This window comes from Geodermatophilus sp. SYSU D01106, from assembly GCF_054049995.1.
The window spans coordinates 25,146-49,850 of sequence record NZ_JBJGYM010000010.1; the positions used below are offsets into that span (position 1 = coordinate 25,146).

The 24,705-nt window shown below is 75.0% G+C and carries 21 protein-coding genes and 1 tRNA gene; 3 read left to right on the plus strand and 19 right to left on the minus strand.

Annotated elements, in window-relative coordinates; genetic code table 11:
• Positions 1-68: 68 nt before the first annotated feature.
• A complete protein-coding gene (locus ACI78R_RS12370) occupies positions 69-602 on the minus strand; it encodes an FtsB family cell division protein (RefSeq protein WP_336032869.1) in 534 nt (177 codons plus the stop codon).
• Positions 603-606: 4 nt separating this feature from the next.
• Positions 607-1,887: a phosphopyruvate hydratase gene (gene eno / locus ACI78R_RS12375; protein WP_073418607.1), complete on the minus strand. Its 1,281-nt coding sequence runs from the start codon at positions 1,885-1,887 to the stop codon at positions 607-609.
• A gap of 169 nt (positions 1,888-2,056) precedes the next feature.
• Between eno and ACI78R_RS12380 the strand changes: the two genes are divergently transcribed.
• Positions 2,057-2,698, plus strand: a complete 642-nt coding sequence (locus ACI78R_RS12380; protein WP_457040936.1) for a hypothetical protein — start codon at positions 2,057-2,059, stop codon at positions 2,696-2,698.
• Positions 2,699-2,864: 166 nt separating this feature from the next.
• Here ACI78R_RS12380 and ACI78R_RS12385 read toward each other — a convergent pair whose 3' ends face one another.
• The 11 genes from ACI78R_RS12385 to ACI78R_RS12435 form a co-directional block, all read right to left on the minus strand.
• On the minus strand, positions 2,865-3,026 hold the full coding sequence (locus ACI78R_RS12385) for a hypothetical protein (protein WP_457040937.1): 162 nt from the start codon (positions 3,024-3,026) through the stop codon (positions 2,865-2,867).
• A 20-nt stretch (positions 3,027-3,046) separates the two neighbouring features.
• Positions 3,047-4,267, minus strand: coding sequence for a glycosyltransferase (locus ACI78R_RS12390; RefSeq protein WP_457040938.1), 1,221 nt, complete (start codon positions 4,265-4,267; stop codon positions 3,047-3,049).
• Positions 4,268-4,384: 117 nt separating this feature from the next.
• Entirely contained in the window at positions 4,385-5,287 is a 903-nt protein-coding gene (locus tag ACI78R_RS12395; protein WP_457040939.1) for a MazG family protein, read from the minus strand.
• Positions 5,288-5,291: 4 nt separating this feature from the next.
• The gene (locus tag ACI78R_RS12400; RefSeq protein WP_457040940.1) at positions 5,292-6,296 is read right to left on the minus strand and encodes a SurA N-terminal domain-containing protein; all 1,005 of its coding nucleotides are present in this window, start codon (positions 6,294-6,296) and stop codon (positions 5,292-5,294) included.
• A 56-nt stretch (positions 6,297-6,352) separates the two neighbouring features.
• The gene (gene mfd, locus ACI78R_RS12405; protein ID WP_457040941.1) at positions 6,353-9,892 is read right to left on the minus strand and encodes a transcription-repair coupling factor; all 3,540 of its coding nucleotides are present in this window, start codon (positions 9,890-9,892) and stop codon (positions 6,353-6,355) included.
• A 99-nt stretch (positions 9,893-9,991) separates the two neighbouring features.
• On the minus strand, positions 9,992-11,284 hold the full coding sequence (locus ACI78R_RS12410) for a glycoside hydrolase family 26 protein (RefSeq protein WP_457040942.1): 1,293 nt from the start codon (positions 11,282-11,284) through the stop codon (positions 9,992-9,994).
• 487 nt (positions 11,285-11,771) lie between these two features.
• Positions 11,772-12,389, minus strand: coding sequence for an aminoacyl-tRNA hydrolase (gene pth, locus ACI78R_RS12415; RefSeq protein ID WP_457040943.1), 618 nt, complete (start codon positions 12,387-12,389; stop codon positions 11,772-11,774).
• A 41-nt stretch (positions 12,390-12,430) separates the two neighbouring features.
• Positions 12,431-13,135, minus strand: coding sequence for a 50S ribosomal protein L25/general stress protein Ctc (locus ACI78R_RS12420; protein ID WP_073418580.1), 705 nt, complete (start codon positions 13,133-13,135; stop codon positions 12,431-12,433).
• Between the two features lie 169 nt (positions 13,136-13,304).
• A complete protein-coding gene (locus ACI78R_RS12425) occupies positions 13,305-14,285 on the minus strand; it encodes a ribose-phosphate diphosphokinase (protein WP_457040944.1) in 981 nt (326 codons plus the stop codon).
• A gap of 13 nt (positions 14,286-14,298) precedes the next feature.
• Complete coding sequence (gene glmU / locus ACI78R_RS12430; RefSeq protein ID WP_457040945.1) at positions 14,299-15,810, minus strand: bifunctional UDP-N-acetylglucosamine diphosphorylase/glucosamine-1-phosphate N-acetyltransferase GlmU; 1,512 nt, start codon at positions 15,808-15,810, stop codon at positions 14,299-14,301.
• 44 nt (positions 15,811-15,854) lie between these two features.
• A tRNA-Gln gene (locus ACI78R_RS12435) sits at positions 15,855-15,927 on the minus strand.
• Between the two features lie 203 nt (positions 15,928-16,130).
• Between ACI78R_RS12435 and ACI78R_RS12440 the strand changes: the two genes are divergently transcribed.
• Both ACI78R_RS12440 and ACI78R_RS12445 read left to right on the plus strand, forming a co-directional pair.
• On the plus strand, positions 16,131-17,120 hold the full coding sequence (locus ACI78R_RS12440) for an acyl-CoA desaturase (RefSeq protein ID WP_073418576.1): 990 nt from the start codon (positions 16,131-16,133) through the stop codon (positions 17,118-17,120).
• A 32-nt stretch (positions 17,121-17,152) separates the two neighbouring features.
• Positions 17,153-17,776, plus strand: coding sequence for a TetR/AcrR family transcriptional regulator (locus ACI78R_RS12445; RefSeq protein ID WP_457040946.1), 624 nt, complete (start codon positions 17,153-17,155; stop codon positions 17,774-17,776).
• A 38-nt stretch (positions 17,777-17,814) separates the two neighbouring features.
• On the opposite strand, the gene ACI78R_RS12450 is transcribed toward ACI78R_RS12445, so the two are convergent.
• From ACI78R_RS12450 to metG, 6 genes are all read right to left on the minus strand, one after another.
• On the minus strand, positions 17,815-18,774 hold the full coding sequence (locus tag ACI78R_RS12450; protein ID WP_457040947.1) for a 4-(cytidine 5'-diphospho)-2-C-methyl-D-erythritol kinase: 960 nt from the start codon (positions 18,772-18,774) through the stop codon (positions 17,815-17,817).
• Positions 18,771-19,502: a 16S rRNA (adenine(1518)-N(6)/adenine(1519)-N(6))-dimethyltransferase RsmA gene (gene rsmA / locus ACI78R_RS12455; protein WP_454553987.1), complete on the minus strand. Its 732-nt coding sequence runs from the start codon at positions 19,500-19,502 to the stop codon at positions 18,771-18,773. Before rsmA ends, ACI78R_RS12450 begins: the two co-directional genes overlap by 4 nt.
• A gap of 145 nt (positions 19,503-19,647) precedes the next feature.
• Complete coding sequence (locus ACI78R_RS12460; protein ID WP_457040948.1) at positions 19,648-20,751, minus strand: ubiquitin-like domain-containing protein; 1,104 nt, start codon at positions 20,749-20,751, stop codon at positions 19,648-19,650.
• Positions 20,752-21,066: 315 nt separating this feature from the next.
• Positions 21,067-21,906 carry a hypothetical protein gene (locus tag ACI78R_RS12465; RefSeq protein ID WP_073418571.1) on the minus strand — a complete coding sequence of 280 codons (840 nt, stop codon included), beginning with the start codon at positions 21,904-21,906 and terminating at the stop codon, positions 21,067-21,069.
• A gap of 128 nt (positions 21,907-22,034) precedes the next feature.
• The gene (locus tag ACI78R_RS12470; RefSeq protein ID WP_457040949.1) at positions 22,035-22,907 is read right to left on the minus strand and encodes a TatD family hydrolase; all 873 of its coding nucleotides are present in this window, start codon (positions 22,905-22,907) and stop codon (positions 22,035-22,037) included.
• Entirely contained in the window at positions 22,904-24,700 is a 1,797-nt protein-coding gene (gene metG / locus ACI78R_RS12475) for a methionine--tRNA ligase (RefSeq protein WP_073418569.1), read from the minus strand. Before metG ends, ACI78R_RS12470 begins: the two co-directional genes overlap by 4 nt.
• Positions 24,701-24,705: the final 5 nt, after the last annotated feature.

Below are 24,705 nucleotides of genomic sequence, written 5' to 3' on the forward strand. Positions count from 1 at the left end.
GGGACTGGAACGGCCCTGCTGGAGGGGCCCGGGCCGAGCCTGCGAGGGCTGGGGGGCAGCGGGGTCCTTCATCCGTCGGCTTCCGTGACGGAGCCGAGCAGCTGCTCGTACCAGGGCCGCGCGGCGGCGGACGTGTCGGGCAGCGTGCCGGCGTCGCCCTCGGCCACCGCGCCGTCGACGACGACCACCAGCCGGTCGCCGGGCAGCACGTAGGACAGCCGCTCGCGGGCCTGCTGCGCCGTCCAGTCGGGGTCGGACTGCCGGTCCAGCTGCCCCTCGAGCTCGGCGATGCGCTCGTCGAGGTCGGTGCTCTCCGCGGCGAGCCGGGCGAGCTCGGCCCGGCCGTCCAGCCACTGGCGCACCGGACCGGCCAGGGTGAGCGCCAGCAGCAGGAGCACGCCGACCAGCACGACGCCGCGCCCGGTGACCAGCGGCCGCCGGGTCGAGGCGGTGCGGGCCGCCGGGCGCGGGGTGCGCCGGCCCTGGCGGCGGGCGTCGGGACGGCTGCCCGCGCCCGACCGCGTCCCGGCCGGGACCGGCCGGGACGCGGCGTGCGAGAGCGGGCGGCCGGTCGAGCGCCGCCTCCCCGTACCGGCGCTCACCCGGTCAGGAGGTCCGCAGGCGCGGGAAGGCCGCCGCGCCGGCGTAGCGCGCGGCGTCGTCGAGCTCCTCCTCGATGCGCAGCAGCTGGTTGTACTTGGCCACCCGCTCGCTGCGGGCCGGGGCACCGGTCTTGATCTGCCCGCAGTCGGTGGCGACGGCGAGGTCGGCGATCGTGGTGTCCTCGGTCTCGCCCGAGCGGTGGCTCATCATGCTGCGGTAGCCGCTGCGGTGCGCCAGGTTCACGGCGTCGAGCGTCTCGGTCAGCGTGCCGATCTGGTTGACCTTCACCAGCAGCGCGTTGGCGGCGCCGCGGGAGATGCCGTCGGCCAGGCGCGCGGGGTTGGTGACGAACAGGTCGTCGCCGACGATCTGAACGCGGTCGCCGAGGGCCTGGGTCATCGCGACCCAGCCGTCCCAGTCCTCCTCCGAGAGCGGGTCCTCGATGGAGACGATCGGGTAGGCGTCGACGAGCTCGCGGTAGTAGTCGACGAGGAACTCGGCCGACCGGGTCTGGCCCTCGAAGTCGTAGCCGCCCTCGCCGTGGAACTCGGTGGCGGCGACGTCGAGCGCGAACCCGATGTCGGTGCCCAGCGAGTAGCCGGCCTTCTCGACGGCCTCGGCGATGAGGTCGAGCGCGGCGCGGTTGGTGGGCAGGTCGGGAGCGAAGCCGCCCTCGTCGCCGAGGCCGGTGGACAGGCCGCGGCCCTTCAGCACGGACTTGAGCGCGTGGTAGCACTCGGCACCGGTGGACAGCGCCTCGGCGAAGGTGGCCGCGCCGATCGGCGCGATCATGAACTCCTGGACGTCGACGTTGCTGTCGGCGTGGGCGCCGCCGTTGAGGATGTTCATCATCGGCACCGGCAGCAGGTGCGCCGAGGGCCCGCCCACGTAGCGGAACAGCGGCAGGCCGGTGGAGTCGGCGGCGGCGCGGGCGACGGCGAGGCTGACCCCGAGGATCGCGTTGGCGCCCAGGCGGGACTTGTCCGGCGTGCCGTCGAGGTCGATCAGCCGCTGGTCGACCAGGCGCTGCTCGGTGGCCTCGTAGCCGACGAGCTCGGGGCCGATGACGTCGAGGACGCCGTCGACGGCCTTGGTGACGCCCTTGCCGCCGTAGCGCTCTCCACCGTCGCGCAGCTCCACCGCCTCGAAGGCGCCGGTGGAGGCGCCGCTCGGGACCGCCGCGCGGGCGATCGTCCCGTCGTCGAGGGCGACCTCGACCTCCACGGTGGGGTTACCGCGCGAGTCCAGGATCTCCCGCGCGCCTACGGCATCGATGCTCGGCACGGGGAGCAGCCTAGCGACGGCCGGGGGCGCACCCGTCCGCGGCGCGTGGCTGCGGCGGACCTGTCACCAGATGGTCACGGCGCGGTCACGGAGCGACTCCATCGAAACAGGATCGGCGCTAATCTCGGGCCTCGGGCGCCTCCCCGCGCCCACACCGTCGGAGGACCCGATGACCGAGCGCCGGCAGGACCCGACCCCCGTCGACACGGACCCCGGGGCGGGTGCGTCCGTCCTCGGCTTCCCGGCGGAGCCGCCCGGGGACGACGACGCCGGCGACCTCGAGCCGGTCCCGGACGGCGCCGAGGTGGCCGGTGTCGCGGCGCGCCCGGGACTGGCCTACGTGCGACACCCCGACGTCGCCGGCGGGGTGCTCCTGCTGCTGGCGGGCGTGGCCGGGGCGGCGAGCGCCTGGCTGCCCTGGGAGCAGGGCCGGGAGACGACCGGCCTGGACCTCGTGGTGCGCGCGGTCGGCGCGGCCCGGGACGGGGCGGCCGAGCTCGGGCGCACCGGCCTGTGGCAGCCGGCGGCGGTGGCGGCCGGGAGCGCCGTGCTCGTCGTCCTCGGGCTCCTGCTGCTCCGCCCGGCGCGGGGCCACCGGGTGTCCGGGGTGCTCGCGCTGGCGGTCGCGCTGGGCGTGGCCGCCGCGGTCGCCGGCCGGCTGGTCGACGCCGGCGGGGACGCCGCCTCGCTCGGCCCGGGCGTCTGGTGCGCCGCCGCGGTGGCCGGCCTCGGCCTGCTCGGCGCACTCAAGGCCATGCTCACCGCGCCGCGGGTCACCGCCGTGCCCGACGCACCGCTCGCCGTCGGCTGACCGGCCCGCGAGCACACCTGACCCCGAGACCCGGTGACGAGGTCGTCACCGAGCCCGCGGTCACTCCTTCGCCCGCTCCGGGCGGAGGGCCGGGGTACCACTCCCGTTCCCGGGTGCGGCACCCCGGCCGTCGCGGTGCCACGGCGGCGCCGTCGACGCGGTGCGGTCAGCCCTTGGCGCGCCGGGGGACGAGCTTGAGCAGCGCCAGGCCGGCGAAGACCAGCGTCACGCCGGCGACGACCCACGCCAGGGTGTTGAACCCGGTGTAGGCGAGGGTGGACGACCCGCCCACGCCGCTGGCAGTCACGTAACCCGCTTTGCTGTACACACGCACCTCCTCTCGGGGTCTCAGGTCGCCGCCGAGGCGGCGGCGACGTGGTGCCAGGTCGCCTCGCGGCGCCGGACGACGTCCAGCAGTGAGCGGAGGAAGACCGCCTGGATGAACAAGTCGTAGGCCAGCTCAACGACGAGCGGCAGCGCCAGGAGCACGGCCCGCGGGCCACCGCGGCGGACAGTCACCAGCCGCTCGGCCAGGAAGACCAGCCCCACGCCCCCCCAGAACGGGTCCAGCTGCAGCCCGCCCTCCCCCATCAGGACGAGCACCGTCAGCAGGAGGTAGGCCTGAAAGGCGAGGACGCCGACGCCGATCCCCACCTGCTGACCCCAGTAGCGCAGCGTCACGCGGGTCAGTCCGTAGTGGCGCAGGTTCTCCAGAGCGCCGCGCTGCCAGCGCATGCGTTGCTTCCACAGATCTCGCCAGGTCGGCATGATCTCGGTGACCACGGTGCAGGCCGCCGGGCTGGTGAGCCGCCAGCCGAGGGTCTTCAGCGCCAGGGTGAGTTCGTTGTCCTCGGTGAGCGCGAGGGTGTCATAGACCTGGCCCCGGCGGCCCGGCAACGTGGTGCCGCGGGCGGCGGCGACCTCACGCAACGCGCGGACTCGGAACAATGTCCCGGTGCCGGTGAGCACCATGACGCGGCCGGTGCGCGCCACATCGCGGCTGTAACGCAGGTACTCGTTGCGCTGCAGCTGGCCGAGCATCCCCCTGCCGGGGTGGCCGTAGAACAGGCCGCCGGCAGCCCCGATGTCCGGCGAGGACTCGACGCTGGCCGCGGCCTCCTCGAGGAACTCGGGCGCCAACTGGGTGTCGGCGTCCATGACGAGGACGAGGTCGTCGTCGCGCAGGTCCGCCGACGGCCCGGCGGCCGGCTGCGCGGCCTGCCACCCGGACGCGGTGCGGCGGTCGGGGCCCCGGTCGGCGCGGGGCGGGCTGTCGGCGCGGCGGTCGGTGTCGGCGGTGCGGCGGAACCGCTGCACGATCGCTTGGTTGAGCGCGCCAGCCTTCTTGTCGGTGTTGCGGACGGTCTCGTACACCTCGGCGCCGTGCGCCCGGACGATGTCGGCCGTGTCGTCGGTGCAGTTGTCGGCGATGACGACGACGCGGTCGGGCCGCCGCGTCTGCTGCCGTAGCGCGGTGAGCGTGGCGCCGATGTTGGCCGCCTCGTCGTGCGCCGGGATCAGCACGACCAGGCGGGCGTGGCGCTGCGCGGACTCGGCCCGGTCGTCCATGCGGGGTCCCTCCGTCGCGGCCGGCGGATGCACCGGCTCTCTCCGGTACCGACGGCAGACGGCGGCCACCCATACACTCGGGAGGTGCCGGGACCACCCGGACGGGTGAGCGGCGCCCTACGAGCGCTCGCGGCGGCGGGCCTCGGCGTCGAGCTCGCCGGCGTAGCGGCGGACCGCCTCACGCAGGGCGTCCTCGGCGTCCCAGCCGCGCTGCTCCGCGGCGGTGACGACGGCCAGCAGCCGCTCCCCCAGCTCCTCCGGCGACGCCGACCCCAGGTCGGCCGCGTCCGGCAGCGGGAACCCGGCCCGCCCGGCGCGGCGGACCAGCGCGGCACCCCACGCGGCCGCCGGCTGCGAACGCGAGACCCCCTCGGTCGGCGAGCGCCGCTGCTTCTCCGCCTTCTTGATCTCCTCCCAGCCGGCCTCCACGCCGGCCACGTCGCGCGGGCCCGCGTCCCCGAAGACGTGCGGGTGGCGGCGCACCAGCTTGTCCACGAGCTCACCGGCGACGTCGTCGACGTCGAAGCGGCGGTCCGCCCCGGCCTCGGCGGCCACGCGGGCGTGGAAGACGACCTGCAGCAGCACGTCGCCGAGCTCCTCGCGCATGGCCACCGGGTCGTCGTCGACGATCGCGTCGTAGGCCTCGTGCGCCTCCTCGAGCAGGTAGCCGCGCAGCGAGGAGTGCGTCTGCTCGGCGTCCCAGGGGCAGCCGCCGGGTGAGCGCAGCCGGTCCATGACGGCGACGACGTCGAGCAGCCGGGCGCCGGGCGGCTCGGGCGCTCCGTCGACGACGGGCCGGCCGGCCACCTCCCCCGGCGCGGCGAGGCAGGCGACGTCGGCGTCGAGGGCGGCGGCGTCCGTGGCGTCGGTGACGTCCCACCCGGCGGCGCGCAGCACCTCGGCGGTGGCCGCGGCGCCGGGCAGCGCGGCCACCCGGCGGCCGGCGAGCGCGGCCCAGCCGGCCGGGCCGAACAGCCCGGGGAGCCGCGGGCTGACCGTGACGACGACGGCCGGGGGCACCGGGTCAGCCCTCACCGGTGGCGGGCGCCGGAGCGCCGGCCTCGGTGCCGGCCTCGTCCAGCAGCTGGACGACGCCGCCGTCGGCCTCCTGCACGACGTCGTCCTCGAGGGCGCCGTAGCGGGGGTTGACGGTCACCGACAGCTCGTCCTGCACCTCGCCGACGACGGCGGCGCCGGCCTCCTCCACCCCGTTGGCGGCCTGGCTCTCGATGTCGGGCCGGGCCTCCTCGAAGGTGGGCGTCGTGCGGGTGGCGACGAAGACGACGACCACGCCGTCGACGCCGGGCACCGTGGTGGTGAATCCGGTGCCCGGCGCGGCCGCGGTGATGCCCTGCGCGAGCGGGCCGCTGACCTCCGACACCGGCGTGCTCTCCACCTGCGGGAGCGAGTTCTGCCCGGGGAAGCGGGCGGCGACCGCCGGGTAGGAGGCGGGCGCGGCGGTCAGCTCGGCGACGGCGGCGTCGGCGGCGGCCTGGTCGGGGACGACGAAGTAGCCGACCTCGGCCTGCTCCAGGCCGGCGCGCGCCTCCTCGTAGCGGGCGCGCAGCGCGGCCTCCGACAGCGCGTCGCCCTGGCCGGTGGCCTGGCCGAGCTCGCGGCGCAGCAGCTGCTGGCGGGCGCTCTCCCGGACGTCCTCGCGCGAGTAGCCCTGCCCGGCGGCCTGGGCGTAGAGCGACTCCTCGTCCTGGCCGCCGAGCGCCTGCGTGATGAACGCGCCGAGCTCGGCGTCGGTGACCTCGACGTCGTACTCCTCGGCGGCCGCGGCGTAGACCCGCTCGCGGACGAGCAGCGTGAGCACCTGGCGGGTGTAGTCGGCGCCCCCTCCCCCGGCCGCCTCGGCGATCGCCGGGTCTGCCAGGCGGTCGTCGACGGCCGACCGCAGCTCGGCGACGGTCACCTGCTCGTCACCGACGTAGGCGGCCACGGACGGCGAGGTCCGGCAGCCGGCCACGGGGACGGCGACGGTCACGAGCCCCAGGACGAGGGCGGCGGGACGGCGGATGCGCACGCCCGCAGGCTGCCACATGCGCTGTGACGGCCGTCGCAGGACGCGGCCCCCCGCTCTCAGCTCGCCGCGGCCACCGGCTGCTCGATCACCGCGCGCAGCAGCGAGTGCAGGTGCTCGAGCAGGGCGACGTCGCGCAGCGGCGTCCGCCGGTCGGGACCGACGGGCACCTTCAGCGAGATCGTCTCGACGGCCGACTTGTACGTGGCGCCGTCGGCGAGCCGGGCCAGCCGCATCTGCTGCGACTCCCGCAACGGCACCGGCGACACCCGGATGACGCGGCCCTGCAGCGACACCTCGGTGATCCCGAGCGCCCGCACCGCGGCGCGGAAGCGGGCCACCGCCAGCAGGTTGAGCACCGGCGCCGGCGGGGTGCCGTAGCGGTCGGTGAGCTCGTCGAGGACGGCCTGCGCCTGGTCGTCGTCCTGCACGCTCGCGACCTTGCGGTAGGCCTCCATGCGCAGCCGCTCGCCGGGCACGTAGTCGTGCGGCAGGTGGGCGTCGACGGGCAGGTCCACGCGCACCTCGACCGGCTCGACGGGCGCCGCCTCGCCGGTGACCTGGGCGCGGTAGTCGGCCACCGCCTCGCCGACCAGCCGGACGTAGAGGTCGAAGCCGACGCCGGCGATGTGCCCGGACTGCTCGCCACCGAGCAGGTTGCCCGAGCCGCGGATCTCGAGGTCCTTCATCGCGACCGCCATGCCGGCGCCGAGGTCGGTGTTGTGCGCGATCGTCGTCAGCCGGTCGACCGAGGTCTCGGTCAGCGGCCGCGACGGGTCGTAGGTGAAGTAGGCGTAGGCGCGCTCGCGGCCACGCCCGACGCGGCCGCGGATCTGGTGCAGCTGGGAGAGGCCGAAGGTGTCGGCGCGGTCGACGATCAGGGTGTTGGCGTTCGGGATGTCCAAGCCCGACTCGACGATCGTCGTCGCGACCAGGACGTCGTACTCCTTCTCCCAGAAGCCGACCATGATCCGCTCGAGCTCGTGCTCCTTCATCTGGCCGTGGCCGACGGCGACGCGGGCCTCGGGCACCAGGTTGCGGATCTTCGCCGCGGCCTTGTCGATCGACTGCACGCGGTTGTGGATGACGAAGACCTGGCCGTCGCGCAGCAGCTCCCGGCGGATCGCCGCGGCCATCTGCTTGTCGTCCCACGCGCCCACGTAGGTGAGGACGGGGTGCCGCTCCTCGGGCGGGGTGAGGATCGTCGACATCTCGCGGATGCCGGTCAGGCTCATCTCCAGCGTGCGCGGGATCGGGGTGGCCGACATCGACAGGACGTCGACCGCCGTCCGCATCGTCTTCAGGTACTCCTTGTGCTCGACGCCGAAGCGCTGCTCCTCGTCGACGATGACCAGCCCGAGGTCCTTGAACCGGGTGGTCGGCTGCAGCAGCCGGTGGGTGCCCACGAGGACGTCGACCTCGCCGGCGGCGAGCTGGCGCAGGGTCTCGGTGCTCTCGGCCTCGGACTGGAACCGGGACAGCACCTTCACCGTCACCGGGAACTGCGCCATGCGCTCGGAGAACGTCTTGAAGTGCTGGTTGGCGAGCAGCGTCGTCGGTACGAGGACGGCGACCTGCTTGCCGTCCTGCACCGCCTTGAACGCGGCGCGGACGGCGATCTCGGTCTTCCCGTAGCCCACGTCGCCGCAGATGATCCGGTCCATCGGCACGGGGTTCTGCATGTCCGACTTGACCTCGTCGATGGCGGCGAGCTGGTCGGGCGTCTCCTGGAACGGGAAGGCGTCCTCGAGCTCGCGCTGCCAGACGGTGTCCGGGCCGAAGGCGTGACCCTTGGTCGCCATGCGCGCGGAGTAGAGGCGGATCAGCTCGGCGGCGATCTGCTTGACCGCGCGGCGGGCCTGACCCTTGGTCTTCTGCCAGTCGGCGCCGCCGAGCTTGGACAGCGCCGGCTGCTCCCCGCCGACGTAACGGGTGAGCTGGTCGAGGGAGTCGGTGGGCACGAACAGCCGGTCCGGCGGCTGGTTCCGCTTGCCCGGGGCGTACTCGACGATGAGGTAGTCGCGCTGCCCGCCGTGCACGGTGCGGCTGACCATCTCGATGTAGCGGCCGATGCCGTGGTGCTCGTGGACGACGAGGTCGCCGGGCTGCAGCTGCACCAGGTCGACGGCGTTGCGGCGGCGCGCGGGCATCTTCTGTGCGTCGCGCATCGTGGTGCCGCGCTGGCCGGTGAGGTCGTGCTCGGTGACCAGCGCGAGCTTCACGCCGGGGAAGGCGAACCCGGACTCGAGGTTGCCCTGGGTGATGGAGGCCAGCCCGGCGTCGGGGGCGGACTCCAGGCCGGGCACCAGCCGCACGCCGAGCTCGGCGGCGCCGAACTGGTCGGCGGCGCGCTGGGCCGGGCCGGGGCCGGCGAAGGTCAGCACGACGCGCCAGCCCTCGCGGGTCCAGTCGCGCAGGGTGCCGACCGCACGGTCGAGGTCGCCGCTGAAGCGCTCGACGGTCGTGGCCTCCAGCGCGGCCGCGTCGTCGTCGAGGTCGCCCAGGGTGAACGCGCCGGTGGTCCACCAGGGCAGGCCGCGGCCGCGGGCGGCGGCCTCGACGTCCTCCAGCGCCCGGAACGACGACGCCCCGAGGTCCAGCGGCGCCTCGCCGGCCTCCGCGGCGGTCGCCCAGGAGGCGGCGAGGAACTCCTCGGCGGTGCGGACGAGGTCGGCGGCGCGGCTGCGCACCCGCTCGGGGTCGGCGACCAGGACGTGGGTGCCGGCGGGCACGAGGTCGGTGAGCAGCTGCAGCTGCCCCTCGACCAGCGCGGGGGTCAGCGACTCCATGCCCTCGACGGCGATGCCCTCGGCCAGCTTGCCGAGCATCTCGGCGAGGCCGGGGTGCTCCGCCGCGAGCTCCGCGGCGCGGGCGCGGACGGCGTCGGTGAGCAGCAGCTCGCGGCACGGTGGGGCCCACAGCCGCCCGGGCCGGTCGTCGAGGGAGCGCTGGTCGGCGGCGGAGAAGTACCGCAGCTCGTCGACCTCGTCGCCCCAGAACTCGACGCGGACCGGGTGCGGCTCGGTGGGCGGGAAGACGTCGAGCAGGCCGCCGCGGACGGCGAACTCGCCGCGCTTCTCGACCAGCTCGACGCGGGTGTAGGCGGCGTCGGCCAGCGCGCGGGCGACGTCGTCGAGCTCGGCGGTGTCGCCCGGCTTCAGCTCCACGGGCACGAGGTCGCCGAGGCCCGGCGCGAGCGGCTGCAGCACGCTGCGGACGGGCGCCACCAGCACGTCGACCGTGCCGTTCTGGCCCGGGTTCGTGAGGTCGCGGAGCACGGCCAGCCGGCGGCCGACGGTGTCCGCGCGCGGGGAGAGCCGCTCGTGCGGCAGCGTCTCCCACGCCGGGAAGGTCTCCACCCGGCGGCCGGGGAGGAAGCAGCGCAGCAGGTCGGCGGCGACGTCGGCGTCGCGCTCGCCGGTGGTGACCAGCAGGACCGGGACGCCGGCCCCGGGCGCCTGCGCGGCCAGCGCGGCCGCGACCAGCGGCTGCACCGGCGGCGGCGCGGGGACGGCGAGCTCGGCCGACCCCGCGGCGGCCACCACGCGGGCCATGCCGGGATCGCTGAGGACGACGTCGAGCACGCCGCGCAGGCTCACGGGGACTTCCTCCTGGGGACGACGGCCCGCAGCGGTGCCGCCGAGTGCGGCGCAGGCCCCCTCCCAGGCTAGACGCCGCCTGCGAGCGCCGCCTCCGCCTCACCAGAGTCGTTGATAGGCCTCTGCCGCCAGCGGCACGTTGCTGGTCGGGAACACCGCGAAGGCGTTGCCGTCGCGTTCTACGTTGAAGAGCACCTCATAGAGGAGTTGCCCAGGTCCGGTACCGGCATTGGCGCGGAACCACTGGTACATCTGCTCCACGTAGGCCCTTCCGTCGCCGAATGCCGCGTGCGGCCCCCATTCACTCACCGCGAAGGGGAGGCCGACACTGCGCGCGAAGTCGGAGAAGCCCTGGATGCCCGTGGGAGCACCCATGTGGTCACGAGACGTGGCGCGTGCCCAGAAGCCGGCGACGTCGGCCGACTGGACGTAGTGGTTGAAGTAGGACATGGAGACCACGTCGACGTACCGCGAGCCAGGGAACAGCGTCCGCCAGTCGACGTCCCCAGCGGATCGGTCGTTGGGCGCGAAGACCAGCCTGGCGGCGGGGAACCACTCCTGCTGCAGGGCGCGGAACCGCTGCCATGCGGCGATGAAGTCCCCGGAGGTCTCGGGCGTGACGCTCCACGGGTACCAGTCTCCGTTCATCTCGTGAGCGAAGCGGATGTACACGGTGCCGGTCCGGCCCTCCCGGAGGCGGGCCATCGACCTGAGGGAGGTTTCCCACCGCTGGTCGTACTCGCCGCGGGCCGCGGCCGCCCAAGTCTCGTGTGCGCCGATCGCACCGACGGCGACGTCGAGGTCGCCGTCCCAGTCCGCGAACTCCGCACCGGGCTGCATCGTCCACAGTGCGACCTGACCCGCGTTGCTGTCCACCCACGTGCCGGCGATCGACACGGGCGTTCCCCGCCACGAGCTGAACTGACCGGTTGCCACCCCCTCGCCTGAGGCGCCCGAGATCCAACCTGCACCGGCCACCTCGTCCGACACGGAGAAGGTCACCTCATCTGAGGTACATCCCGAGGCGGCGGTGTCCACCGCCTCGACGCGGAAGGTGTATGACCCGACGCCCAGGTCGAGAGAGACAGAGAAGGCACCTCCTCTGTCCGGCGACACCGCGAAGAAGTAGCCGTCGTCGATCCACCGACGTCCACCGTCCGCGCGCGCCAACGTCCAGCGTGCGGACTTCGCGGGCTCGGAGAGCAGCGCAACCAGTGGGACACGGCCCGACCGCAGGACGGCGTCCGCGGCGGGAGTGACGACCGAGGCGACCGCCGACGCGCAGGGCGCCTCGGCGTCCTCCTTCGGCAGCGGGTCGGAGGGCGTCGCCCCTGACCCGGCGACCGCCTCTGCACTCTCCGCCCCACCCGGGCTGACGACCCAGGCCGCCACGAGGACGATCGTCAGGACCGCAGCAGCGAGTGACCACAGGGCCGTCCGCGGCCGCCGAGCGGTGTCGTCGCGTCCAGGCCATCCAGCCGACCCTGTCGCAGGCGCTGCTCGGAGCAGGCGCCGGAGCCAGGCGGTGTTCCAGCGGTCCACGGATCGCTCCTCCTGTCCAGGCGGTTGCTCGCCGACGGACCTCGCCGTTGTCCGGCGGGTCACCGACGGCCGGCCACACGCGTCACGCTCGGCTTCTCCCCGTTCGGAGGAAGGGCCTGTCGCGATCAGGACACGGAGACCGAGCGAGGACGACAGGACGTCGAGCGGCGCACGTCCACGTCACCCTCGTCCTCGACTCCGCTGGGGATCCGGTCACGAACCGTGCATCGTCGTGTTGCCTGATCTGGCCCCACGTCCCCCGACGCAGGGGAGATGCTCACAAGAACGCTACCGGCGGGTCAATGCGGAGAGTGAGCAGTCACCCGAAGGGGAGAGATCAGGTGCGCGGGTGGACGACGTTCTGCGCCGCCTCGAGGCCGTGCGCCAGCAGCTCCTCGGCGGCGTCGGCAGCCTCGGCGACCAGGAGGTCGAGCTCCTTGCGCTCGGTGGCGGAGAAGTCCTTGAGGACGAAGTCGGCGGGGTCCTGCCGGCCCGGCGGCCGGCCGATGCCGACCCGGACCCGCAGGTAGTCGCGCGTGCCGGTGGACCGGCTGATCGAGCGCAGCCCGTTGTGGCCGCCCTCGCCGCCGCCCCGCTTGAGCCGCACCGCGGCGAAGGGGATGTCGAGCTCGTCGTGCACGACGACGAGGTCGGTGGCGGGGATCGAGTGGTAGTCGAGCAGGCCGCGCACGGGGCCGCCGGACTCGTTCATGTAGGCGGTCGGCCGGGCGAGGACGACGCGGCGGCCGGCCAGGCGGCCCTCGCCGATCAGCGTCCGGGCCCGCTTGCCCTTGCCCGGGGACAGCCGCGCGCCGATCCGGGAGGCCAGCTCGTCGAGCACCATCGCCCCGACGTTGTGCCGGTTGCCCGCGTAGGACGGGCCGGGGTTGCCCAGGCCGACGACGAGGAAGGGCCCGTCCGACGGCGGGGACGCCGCAGGGGCGCCGGCGGTCACGCCGGCGCCCCTGCGGGACGTGCTCTCGGTCAGCGGGGACCTCAGCTGTTCTCGGTCGACTCGATCGACTCGCCGCTGCCCTGGTCCTGCGGCTCGGGGACGACGTCGCCCTCGCCGGTGCCCTCCTCGGCCGGCGCGGACTCCTCGCGCTCGATGCCGGCCTCGGCCTCGGCCTCGGCGAGCTCGGCGTCGAGCTGCTCGGCGGTCGGGGCGGCCATGACGTTGACGACCAGGGCCTCGGGGTCGGTGAGCACGGTGGCCCCGCCGGCGAGGGACAGCTCGGCGGCGGTCACGCCGTTGCCGGCCTCGCGGCCGGTGACGTCGACCTCGACGGTCTCGGGGATCGCGGTGGCGTCGGCCTCGACCGAGACGGTGTTCAGCTCGACGCTGACCAGGGTCTCGGCGGCGGCCTCGCCCACGACGACGACGGGGACGTCGACGGTGACGCGCTCGCCGCGGCGGACGACGAGCAGGTCGACGTGCTCGTGCACGCGGGTCAGCGGGTCGCGCTGCACGGACTTGGTCAGCGCGAGCTGCTCCTGGCCGTCGAGGACGACGGTGATCAGGGCGTTGGTGCCGCCGTTGCGCAGCACCGCGGCGAACTCGCGGGCCGGCAGCGACAGGTGGACCACGTCCTGGCCGTGCCCGTACAGGACAGCGGGGATGCGGCCCGCGCGGCGGGTCCGGCGGGCGCTGCCCTTGCCGAACTCGGTGCGGGCCTCGGCGGCGAGGCGGAAGTCAGCCACGGTGTGTGCTCCTCAGGTGGTACGGCCGGTGTGCCGGCGGCCGGGCGCGGCACACCTCGCGGGGAGCACACGCACGTCGATCACGGAGTGCGGACGGGCCGCCTCCCTCGCCGGGCGACTGCCCATCCTACGCGACCGTGAGGAGGCGGCCGCGCGACCTCCGGGACCGCTAGCTGGCGCCGCCGAAGAGGCTGGTGACCGAGCCGTCCTCGAAGACCTCCTTGATCGCCCGCGCGAGCAGCGGGGCGATCGAGAGGACGGTCAGCTTGTCGAACAGGCGGGCCGGCTCGATGGGCAGCGTGTTGGTGACGATGACCTCGCTGACCTGGCTGTTCTTCAGCCGGTCGACGGCGGGGCCCGACAGCACGCCGTGGGTGGCGCAGACGATGACGTCGGAGGCGCCGGACTCGAACAGCGTCTCGGCGGCCTTCACGATCGTGCCGCCGGTGTCGATCATGTCGTCGACCAGGATGCAGACCCGGCCCTCGACGTTGCCGACCACGCGGTTGGCCTTGACCTCGTTGGGCCGCATGGGGTCGCGGGTCTTGTGGATGAAGGCCAGCGGGACGCCGCCGAGGGCGTCGGTCCAGCGCTCGGACACCCGGACGCGGCCGGAGTCGGGCGAGACGACGGTGATGTCGCGGTCGCCCCAGCGCTCCTTGACGTGGCCGACGAGCAGCTCGAGGGCGAAGAGGTGGTCGACCGGGCCGTCGAAGAACCCCTGGATCTGGGCGGTGTGCAGGTCGACGGTCATCAGCCGGTCGGCGCCGGCGGTCTTGAACATGTCGGCGACCAGGCGGGCCGAGATGGGCTCGCGGCCGCGGTGCTTCTTGTCCTGCCGGGCGTAGGGGAAGAACGGCGCGACGACGGTGATCCGCTTGGCCGAGGCGCGCTTGAGCGCGTCGACCATGATCAGCTGCTCCATGAGCCAGGTGTTGATCGGCGCGGTGTGGCTCTGCACCACGAACGCGTCGCAGCCGCGCACGGACTCCTCGAACCGGACGAACAGCTCGCCGTTGGCGAACTCGTAGGCCGCGGTCGGCGTCGGCGTGACCCCCAGGTGGCCGGCGATCTCCGCCGTCAGCTCGGGGTAGGCCCGGCCGGAGAACAGCATCAGGCTCTTGCTGGTGGTCTGCCGGATCGCGCTCATCGGCTGTGTGCCCTCACTGCTCGGAGTTGGCCGCGGAACCGGCCCTGGAGTCGGCCCCGGCACCGGTCTCGGCGTCCGCAGGCCCCTGCTGGCCGGCCGCGCCCTCTGCCGCGGCCGCGGCCCGCGCCGCGGCGCTGCCGGGACGGCGTCGTCGCACCCAGCCTGCCACATTGCGCTGTGCGGCCCGCGCCACACCCATGGCCCCCGGCGGGACGTCCTGGGTGATCACCGACCCGGCGGCGGTGTAGGCGCCGTCGCCCACGGTGACCGGCGCCACGAGCATCGTGTCCGAGCCGATGCGCACCTCGTCCCCGATCGTCGTCCGGTGCTTGGCCACGCCGTCGTAGTTGACGAAGACGGTGGCCGCGCCGATGTTCGCGCCCCGGCCGATGGTCGCGTCGCCCACGTAGGACAGGTGCGGCACCTTCGAGCCCTCGCCCACCTCGGCGTTCTTCGTCTCCACGAACGCGCCGACCTTGGCGTCCGCCGCCAGCCGGGTGCCCGGCCGCAGGTAGCTGAACGGCCCCACCGAGGCGCGCGGCCCGACGACGGCGCCGAGGACGTGCGAGCGCACCACCGCGGCGCCCTCCTCGACGGTGGTGTCGACGAGCGTGGAGTCCGGCCCGACGACGGCGCCGGCCGCCACCGACGTCGTCCCGCGCAGCTGCACGCCCGGCTCGAGCAGCGCGTCCGGGGCGACGGCGGCGGTGACGTCGACCCAGGTGGTGGCCGGGTCGACGACGGTGACGCCGGAGCGCATGAGGTCGTCGAGCACGCGGTCGTTGAGAGTGCGGCGGCGGGCGGCGAGCTCGCGGCGGTCGTTGCAGCCGAGCACGTCGGCGGGGTCCTCGGCGCGGACGGCGGCCACCGGGGCGCCGCCCTCGACCAGCGGGGCCAGCGCGTCGGTGAGGTACTGCTCGCCCTGCGCGTTGTCGGTGGCCAGGCCGGCCAGCACCCGCCGCAGCGTGCCGGCGTTGGCCACGTAGACGCCCGCGTTCACCTCGCGGACCGCCCGCTGCTCCGGCGTGGCGTCGCGCTCCTCGACGATCGCCCGCGGCGCGCCCTCGGCGTCGCGCACGATCCGGCCGAGCCCCGTCGGGTCCTCGACCTCGGCGGTGAGCACGGTGAAGACGCTGCCGGCCTCGACGTGCGCGCGGGCGAGCTCGGTGAGCGTCCGCTCCCGCAGCAGCGGCGCGTCGCCGTTGACCACCAGCACGGCGCCCTCGAGGTCGGGGACGGCGTCGAGCGCTACCCGCGCCGCGTGACCCGAGCCGAGCTGCTCGGCCTGCACGACGGCCCGCGCGCCAGGGGCGACCGCGGCCAGGTGCTCCTCGACGGCCTCGCGCCCCGAGCCGACCACCACGAGGGTCTCGCCGGCGCCCAGCGGCGCCGCGGCCGCCAGCACGTGGCCGAGCATGCTGCGCCCGCCGAGCTCGTGCAGGACCTTCGGCGTGGCCGACCGCATCCGGGTGCCCTGCCCGGCGGCGAGGACGACGACGGCGGCGACTGCCTGCTGGGCGCTCACGGGACTCCTCCGACGCTGGGACGCCGGCGGTCCTGCCGGCGCTGCTGGGGGACTCGGACTCGAACCGAGACTTCCCGGCTCCAAAGGCCGGCGGGCTGCCGATTACCCCATCCCCCACCGCGGCGCCGCGGGGCACCACACCCCGACGAGCCTAGGGCGCACGCCCGCGCGCGGCACGGCTGCGGTGACCCCGCCCCCACCTGCGGCTCCGGAGCCCGGGCGGCGGACCTCCCTACGGTGTCGTAGGTTACGGCGCACCCAGCCACCGGTCGTCCAGAGACGCGCGACCGGGCCGGCCGACTCCAGGAGGCAACCGCCCCGTGTCCGCCCCGTCCCTCACCCGGCCGACGGCCTTCCGTCCCGCCGACCCCGACGCCGGCCTCCCGGCCACCGCGTACGGCAAGGAGAAGGGCCACCTCGAGCAGCTGGTCCTCTACGTCTTCGTCGTCGTCCCCTTCCTGGCGCTGGCCGCGATCGTTCCGGTGGTGTGGGGCTGGGGCCTGTCGTGGCTGGACGTCGCTCTCGCCGTGGCCTTCTACTTCGTCCCCCTGCTCGGGGTGACCGTGGGCTACCACCGCTACTTCACGCACGGCTCGTTCAAGGCGCGGCGGCCCCTGCGGATCGCGCTGGCGATCATCGGCTGCATGGCGATCCAGGGCCCGGTCGTGCAGTGGGTGGCCGACCACCGGCGTCACCACGCCTTCTCCGACCGCGACGGCGACCCGCACTCGCCGTGGCGCTACGGCACCGACAGCCGCGCGCTGCTCAAGGGCATGTGGCACGCCCACCTGGGCTGGCTCTTCGACCGCCGGCAGACCAACGCCGCCCGCTACGCCCCCGACCTGCTCAAGGACCGCGGCCTGCGGATCACCAGCCGGCTGTTCTCCCTGTGGGCGTTCCTGAGCCTGGCGCTGCCCGCGGTCATCGGCGGCCTGGTCACGCAGAGCTGGGCCGGCGCCTGGTCGGCGTTCTTCTGGGCGGGCCTGGTGCGCACCGGCCTCCTGCACCACGTCACCTGGTCGATCAACTCGGTCTGCCACGTCGTGGGCAACCGGCCCTTCGTCTCCCCGGGCCGTGACCGCGCCACGAACTTCTGGCCTCTGGCGGTCCTGTCCGCCGGGGAGTCCTGGCACAACCTGCACCACGCCGACCCGACCTGCGCCCGCCACGGCGTCCTGCGCGGGCAGATCGACATCAGCGCCCGGGTCATCTGGGTGTTCGAGAAGCTGGGCTGGGCGCACTCGGTGAAGTGGCCCGACCCGGTGCGCCTGGCCGCCAAGCGCCGCGCGGCCGAGCCGGCCGCGGCCTGACCGGGGCCCGGCCGCCCGTGGACGCGCACGGCATGCCCCGCCCGCGCGTCCGGATGACGGGCGCGCAGCGGCGCGAGCAGCTCGTCGCGATCGGCCGGGCCGTCTTCGCCGAGCGCGGCTACGACGGGACCTCGATCGAGGAGCTCGCCGTCCGCGCCGACGTCAGCAAGCCGGTGGTCTACGAGCACTTCGGCGGCAAGGAGGGCCTCTACACCGCCGTCGTCGACCGCGAGATGCAGCGGCTGCTCGACCGGTTCACCGGCGCCCTCGCCGAGGGCGGCACCCCGCGGGCCCTCCTGGAGCGGGCGGCGCTGGTGCTGCTGGACTACGTCGAGGACGACACCGAGGGCTTCCGGGTGCTCTCCCGCGACTCCCCCGGCTCCGGCGCCTACTCCTCGCTGCTCGGCGAGCTCGCCCGCCGGGTCGAGTTCCTGCTCGCGGAGCAGTTCGCCGCCCGCGGCTACGTCCCGGCGCTGGCCGGGCTGTACAGCACCGCGCTCGTCGGCATGGTGGCGCTGGTCGGGCAGTGGTGGCTCGAGCACCGCTCCCCCGGCAAGGAGGAGGTCGCCGCGCGGCTGGTCGACCTCGCCTACTCGGGGCTGGCCCACCTCGACCCCGACCCGGTGCTGCGGACGACGGGCACCGCACCGGCCTGAGGCACCGGCCTGAGGGGCCGGCCCGAGGTGCCGGCGCCTCAGCCGACGAGGCGGGCGCCGGGCACCGGCCCGTGCACGACGCGGACGGTGCGGAACACGCCCTCGCCGGCCAGCACGGCGGCCAGCCGCAGCGCCGCGTCCTCGCCGTCGGCCAGCGCGGCCACGGTCGGGCCGGAGCCGCTCACCAGGGCGGCCGCGGCGCCGGCGTCGGTGGCCGCCCGCAGCGCCCGCCGCAGCGCCGGCCGCAGCGAGATCGCGGGCGCCTGCAGGTCGTTGGCCAGCGCCGCGGCCAGGGCCGGCGCCGGCCCGCTGCGCAGGGCGGTGAGCACCGGCTCGGTCGAGGGCGTGTCCGTGCCGTCGGGGACCCGCCCCGCGGCGCGCAGCCGGTCGAGCTCGGCGTAGACCGCGGGGGTGGACAGGCCGCCGTCGGCGATGCCGAGCACCCAGTGCCAGGGCCGGCGGGCCAGCACCGGGGTGAGCTGCTCGCCGCGGCCGGTGCCGATCGCGATGCCGCCGGCCAGGCTGAACGGGACGTCGCTGCCGAGCTGCGCGGCCAGCGCGGTGAGGTCGCCGCGGGTGGCGTGCGTGCCCCACAGCGCGTCGAGGGCGACGAGGGCGGCCGCGGCGTCGGCACTGCCGCCGGCCAGCCCGGCCGCGGCGGGGATGGTCTTGTCGACCGCGATGGCGGCGTCGGCGGCCACGCCGGCGTGCTCGGCGAGCAGTTCGGCGGCCCGCCAGACGAGGTTGCGCCGGTCGGTGGGCACCGGGTCGGGCCCGCCGGCGCCCTCGCCGGTGACGCTGACCGACAGCCCCTCGCCCGGCCGCACCGTGACGGTGTCGAGCAGCGAGACGGCGAGGTAGACCGTCTGCAGCGCGTGGAAGCCGTCCTCGCGCAGCGGACCGACGGCCAGCGAGACGTTGACCTTGGCGGGGGCGTGCGCGGTGACCGCGCCGTCGCCGCGGGTGTGTCCGGGTCCGCCCGGCGAGGACCAGCTCACGCGCCGGCCACCGGGGACGTCGCCGCCAGCCGCGCGAAGTCGGCCACCGAGAGCCGCTCGCCCCGGGTGGACGGGTCGATGCCGGCGGCGCGCAGCCGGGTCTCGGCCGCCGCGGCGCTGCCCGCCCAGCCGGCGAGGGCCGCGCGCAGGCCCTTGCGGCGCATGGCGAAGGCGGCGTCGACGACGGCGAAGGTGGCCGCCCGGTCCCCCGGCGGCGGGTCGTGCCGGTCGAGGGCGACCAGCCCGGAGTCGACGTTCGGCTCGGGCCAGAACACCCGCCGGCCGACGTTGCCGGCCCGCCGGGCGGTGCCGTACCAGGCGGCCTTGACCGACGGGACGCCGTAGGCGGCGCCGCCGGGCGGGGCGGCCAGCCGCTCGGCCACCTCGGCCTGGACGAGCACCAGCGCCCGCCGCAGGGTGGGCAGGAGCTCCAGCAGGTGCAGCAGCACGGGCACGGCCACGTTGTACGGCAGGTTCGCCACGAGCGCCGTGGGAGGCGGACCCGGCAGCTCGCGCACGCGCAGCGCGTCGGCCTCGACGACGGTCAGCCGGCCGGCGAGGTCGGGCCGGCGCGCGGCCACCGTCTCCGGCAGCAGGGCGGCCAGCCGGGGGTCGATCTCGACGGCGGTGACGGCCGCGGCGGCCGGCAGCAGGCCGAGGGTCAGCGAGCCGAGTCCGGGCCCGACCTCGAGGACGACGTCGTCGGGCCGCAGCTCGGCGGTGCGCACGATGCGGCGGATCGTGTTGGCGTCGTGCAGGAAGTTCTGCCCGAGCGTCTTGGTGGGACGCAGACCGAGCTGCTGGGCCAGCTCGCGGATGGCGGCGGGGCCCAGCAGCCCGTCGGTCTGCTCGGGGGTGCTCAGCGGCTCGTGCTCAGGAGAACAGGCGGGAGCCGCAGTGCGGCCACTGGCCGGCGCCGGAGCGCGCGTAGAGCATCTGGGCGCGCATGGTCTGCTCGTCGGCCGAGGCCTGCGACGGCAGGCCGCTGCCGCCGACGGCCTGCCAGGTGGCGACCGAGAACTGGTAGAGCCCGTGGTACTTGCCGGTGGAGCTGACCGCGTTGGCGCGGCCGCCGGACTCGCACTGCGCGAGTGCGGCCCAGTTGAGGCCGTCGGCGGTGGCCGGGACGCCGCCGGCCGGCGCCGGGCGCTCCTTGGTGCCCACGCTGACCAGCTCGTCGACCGGCGCCAGGGTGACGGCGGTGTTGAGCTGCTCGCGGGCGGTCTCGACGCCGTCGGTGACGGTCACGCGGAAGGTCGTGGCCTGCTCGCCGGCGACGCCCTCCTGGGTCACGGTCTCCTCGCCCTCGAAGGCGTCCGGGTCCTCGGTCTCGACCGTGCGGAACGGCACCGGGGCGGTGACGACCTGCTCGGTGACCGCGACGCGGAAGACCTGCAGGCGCATGGCGCCCAGCAGCGGCTGGGTGGCGAGGAGGCTGGTGCGGTCGTGCTCGCCGAGGACGACGCCCTGCTCGGCGAGCAGGTCGCCGGCGGTGGCCGCGGTCGTGGTCACCACGCGGGTGGCCCCGTCGACGACGAGGGTGACGGCCTTCGGGGTGGTGATCGACAGCGCCATGCCGTCGAGCGGGAGGCGCTCGCTGCGGCTGGCGGACAGCACCATGCCGTCGGCGCGGTAGCCGAGCTGCTCGAGCGCCTCGTCGACCGACAGGGCGGTCACGTAGACCTCGCTGCTGACGCCGTCGACGGTGAGCTGCAGCGGGCGGGCCCGGTTGACCACGACCGTGTCGCCGTCGGCGACCGCGGCCTCGGCGGCGGGGAGGACGACGTCGTGCGCCTCGGTCTCCAGCCCCTCCTCGGCGAGCACCTCGCCGACGGTGTCGGCGTAGGTGCTGACCTCGCGCACCTGGCCGTCCACGGTGAGGGTGAGCGACTTCTGCGCGGCGTACCAGGCCACCGAGCCGCCCACCAGTCCGGTCAGGACCAGGGCGAAGAGGGCGAGCTTCAGCGTTCGGGACACGGGTCTCTTCCGAGGTCGGGGGCCCGGCACGGGGTCGCCCTCGGGCGGCAGCCTGCTCGGAGGGGACCCCCGGGCCGTGGCGCCACCCGGGAGGGTCCCCATCCCGGTCGGTCACGTCACGATAACGAGCCTGGTGCGTGTGGCAACGGTGCGCACGGAGTCAACCACCGGGGTGAGATGTCGACTCGGCGCCGCGCCGACACGGTGTGTGACGGACGCGCCGGATGGGACGGGTGTGACGACCGCGTTCGGTGAGGTCAGTGCGTGACGGAGGTCACGGTGTGGCGGCCGTCGCTCGGGGGCACTCGGCTCGGTTCAGCCGGCCAGCGCCCGCTCGCTGACGCGCACCGGCCGCAGCCAGGTGAGCAGGAACCCGGCGACGGCGAGGCCCGCGGCGAGCCCCGCGAACCCACCGGCGACCAGCGCGACCGGCAGCAGGTCGACGTTCGCGGTGACCCGGTCGCCGAGGTCGATGCCGCCGACCAGCAGCAGCGTGCCCAGGGGCAGCAGCGCCAGCACGCTGGTCGCCGCCGTCACCAGGTGCGCGGTCCAGGTGCGCAGCGCCTCGTCGACCGGCACGTCGGCGCCGTCGGCGGGCAGGGGCCGGGTGAGCGCGCGCAGCAGCGCGACCTCCGCGAGCAGCCAGGTGGCCAGCGGGATCGCGAGGGCCGTCCAGCCGACGGCGTCGCGCAGGTCGCCCTGCTGCCAGGTGACGACGGCGGCGACGACCTCGGCGACGACGACGGCGCGCATCGTCCACAGCAGCCACAGCGAGATCTGCTCGCTGCGCCGCGGCCGGCGGGCGGGCTCGGCCAGGCGCCAGCGCGGCCGCGGGCGGGTGGCCTCGGCGAGCACGACGCCGACGAGCAGGCCCACGATCAGCGCGGGCAGCCAGAGGAACACCGACGCCTCGGCGAACACCGCGATGCTCGCGCCGATGGCGACCAGGCCGAGCAGCAGGCCCAGCCGGCGCACCCGGCGGCCGTGCTGCGCCTGCCGCTGCAGCGTGGCCACGCCCTCGGGCGTGGGGGTGGTGAACTCGATCGCCGCGGACGCGACGGCGCGCCGGCCGGCGGCCAGGGCCCAGGCCCGGGCCAGCAGCACGCCGGGCACCAGCACGGCGATGAAGAGGACGACGGCGATGAGGCGGCCCACGCCGACCAGTGTGCCTCGCTCCGGCGCTCAGCCGGTCGGATGGATGACTGCCCCGTACGGGACCGCTTGGTCGGCCCCCTGCAGGGTCCCGGCACGAGCGTGCGAGTGACGGGGGGCAGGGGGTCCTCTCACCAGGAGCCGAAGACGCGCTCGGCGTTGCGGGTGAGGGCGTCGCACAGCTCCGCGAGCTCCACCCCGGTGACCTCCGCCAGCGCCCGGACGGTGTGCGGCACCAGCCGGGAGGCGTTGGGCCGGCCGCGGTGCGGCATCGGCGTGAGGAACGGCGAGTCGGTCTCCACGAGCAGCTGCCCGACCGGGGTGCGGGCCGCGGCCTCGCGCAGGTAGCCGGCGTTGCCGAAGGTCAGCGTGCCGGCGAAGGACAGCACGAACCCGCGCTCGGCGCAGGCCCGCGCGAACGCCGCGTCGCCGGAGAAGCAGTGCATGACCACGTGCTCCGGCGCGCCCTCGTCGTCGACGACCCGCAGCACCTCCTCGTGCGCGTCGCGGTCGTGGATCACCAGCGCGACCCCGTGCTCCTTCGCGATCCGGACGTGCGCGCGGAAGGACGCCTCCTGCGCCGCCCAGCCCTCGGGCCCGGTGCGGAACCGGTCCAGGCCGGTCTCCCCCACCGCGCGCACCCGCGGCAGCGCCGCGAGCCGGTCGATCTCGGCCAGCGCGTCGTCGTCGGCGAGCCCCTCCCCGACCTCGTTGGGGTGCACGGCGACGGCGGCCAGCACCGCCGGGTGCCGGGCCGCGAGCTCCGCCGACCAGCGCGAGGAGGCGACGTCGACGCCGACCTGCACCAGCCGTGGCACCCCCACGGCGGCCGCGGCGGCGATCTCGGCGTCCACCGCGGCGTCCTCGGCGGGTTCGTCGGTGCGGAACCCGTTCAGGACGATGTCGAGGTGCGTGTGGCTGTCGATCGCCGGCGCCGGCAGCGGCTCCGGGGACGGCGGCGGCTCGCCCCGCCGGTTGGCGCGGGACGCGGCCGAGCGACTCACGGGGCGTTGCCCTCCAGCCGGGCCAGCTCCTCGGCCACGATCGACTCGTCGAGCTTGCGGAACACCGGGGTGGGCGGGGACAGCGGCGTGCCCGACGGCAGCGGGCGGGAGGCCCACACCGCCTGGGCGTCGCCGTAGTCGCCGGTGATGACCGGGTAGGGCGAGCCGTCGTCGAGGTCGGTGACCTCCTCCACCCGCGGCGCCGGCGACCACACGCCCGTGCCGCCGAGCAGCTCGTGCACCTTCTGCGCCGAGTGCGGGAGGAACGGGGTGAGCAGCGCGTTGCAGTCGCTGACCGCCTGCAGCGCGGTGTGCAGCACGGTGTCCCGGCGGGCCGGGTCCTCCTTGAGCTTCCACGGCGCCTGGTCGGACAGGTACTTGTTCGCCTCGCCCACGACCCGCATCGCCTCGGTGGCCGCGGCCTTCTGCCGGTTGCGGGCCAGCAGGTCGCCGATCGGCCCGAACGCCGACGACGTCGAGGCCAGCAGCGCGCGGTCGGCGTCGGTCAGGTCCCCCGGCGTCGGGACGGCGCCCACGTTCTTCGCCGCCATCGACACCGTGCGGTTGACCAGGTTGCCCCAGCCGGCGACGAGCTCGTCGTTGTTGCGCCGCAGGAACTCCGACCAGGTGAAGTCGGTGTCCTGCGTCTCGGGGCCGGCGACCGCGACGAAGTAGCGCAGCGCGTCGGGGTCGTAGCGGGCGAGGAAGTCGCGGACGTAGATGACCACCTGGCGGCTGCTGGAGAACTTGCGGCCCTCCATGGTGAGGAACTCGCTGGAGACCACCTCGGTGGGCAGCGCGAGCCGGCCCAGCGAGCCCGGGCTGCCGCCCTTGTCGCCCTCGCCGTTGTAGCCCTGCAGCTGCGCGGGCCAGATCTCGGCGTGGAAGACGATGTTGTCCTTGCCCATGAAGTAGTAGGCGTCGGCGTCGGGCGACTGCCACCACTGGCGCCAGGCGTCGGCGTCGCCGGAGCGGCGGGCCCACTCGATGGACGCCGACAGGTAGCCGACGACGGCGTCGAACCAGACGTAGATGCGCTTGTCGGGCCGGTCGCGCCAGCCGTCGAGCGGGATCGGCACGCCCCAGTCGATGTCGCGGGTGTAGCTGCGCGGCTTGAGGTCCTCGAGCAGGTTCTTGGCGAAGTTGAGGACGTTGGGCCGCCAGCCGCGCCGCGAGTCCAGCCAGTCGCCGAGGGAGCGGGTGAACGCCGGCAGGTCGAGGAAGTAGTGCTCGCTCTCGACGAAGCGCGGCGTCTCGCCGTTGATCCGGCTGACCGGGTTGATCAGGTCGGTGGGGTCGAGCTGGTTGCCGCAGTTGTCGCACTGGTCGCCGCGGGCGCCGTCGTAGCCGCAGATCGGGCAGGTGCCCTCGATGTAGCGGTCGGGCAGGGTGCGGCCGGTGGACGGGCTGATCGCGCCGAGCGTCGTCTGCGGGAAGACGTACCCGTTCTTGAGCAGGCCGAGGAAGATCTCCTGGCTCACCTGGGCGTGGTTGACCGTGGTGGTGCGGGTGAACAGGTCGTAGCTCAGGCCGAGGGCCTGCAGGTCGCCGACGATGATCCGGTTGTTGCGGTCGGCGATCTCCCGCGGGCTCACGCCCTCCGCGTCGGCGGCCACGGTGATCGGCGTCCCGTGCTCGTCGGTGCCGCTCACCATGAGCACCCGGTCACCGGCCATCCGGTGGTAGCGGCTGAAGACGTCGGAGGGGACGCCGAAGCCGGAGACGTGGCCGATGTGCCGCGGGCCGTTGGCGTAGGGCCAGGCCACGGCGGTCAGGATGTGCCGATCACTCACGTGAC

Bases quoted from the DNA above. Each gene is read 5' to 3' on its own strand.
- ACI78R_RS12380 (WP_457040936.1), top strand. From the start codon at position 2,057: ATGACCGAGCGCCGGCAGGACCCGACCCCCGTCGACACGGACCCCGGG.
- ACI78R_RS12425 (WP_457040944.1), bottom strand. From the start codon at position 14,285: ATGAGCGCGATCCGGCAGACCACCAGCAAGAGCCTGATGCTGTTCTCC.
- ACI78R_RS12390 (WP_457040938.1), bottom strand. From the start codon at position 4,267: ATGGACGACCGGGCCGAGTCCGCGCAGCGCCACGCCCGCCTGGTCGTG.
- ACI78R_RS12445 (WP_457040946.1), top strand. From the start codon at position 17,153: ATGCCCCGCCCGCGCGTCCGGATGACGGGCGCGCAGCGGCGCGAGCAG.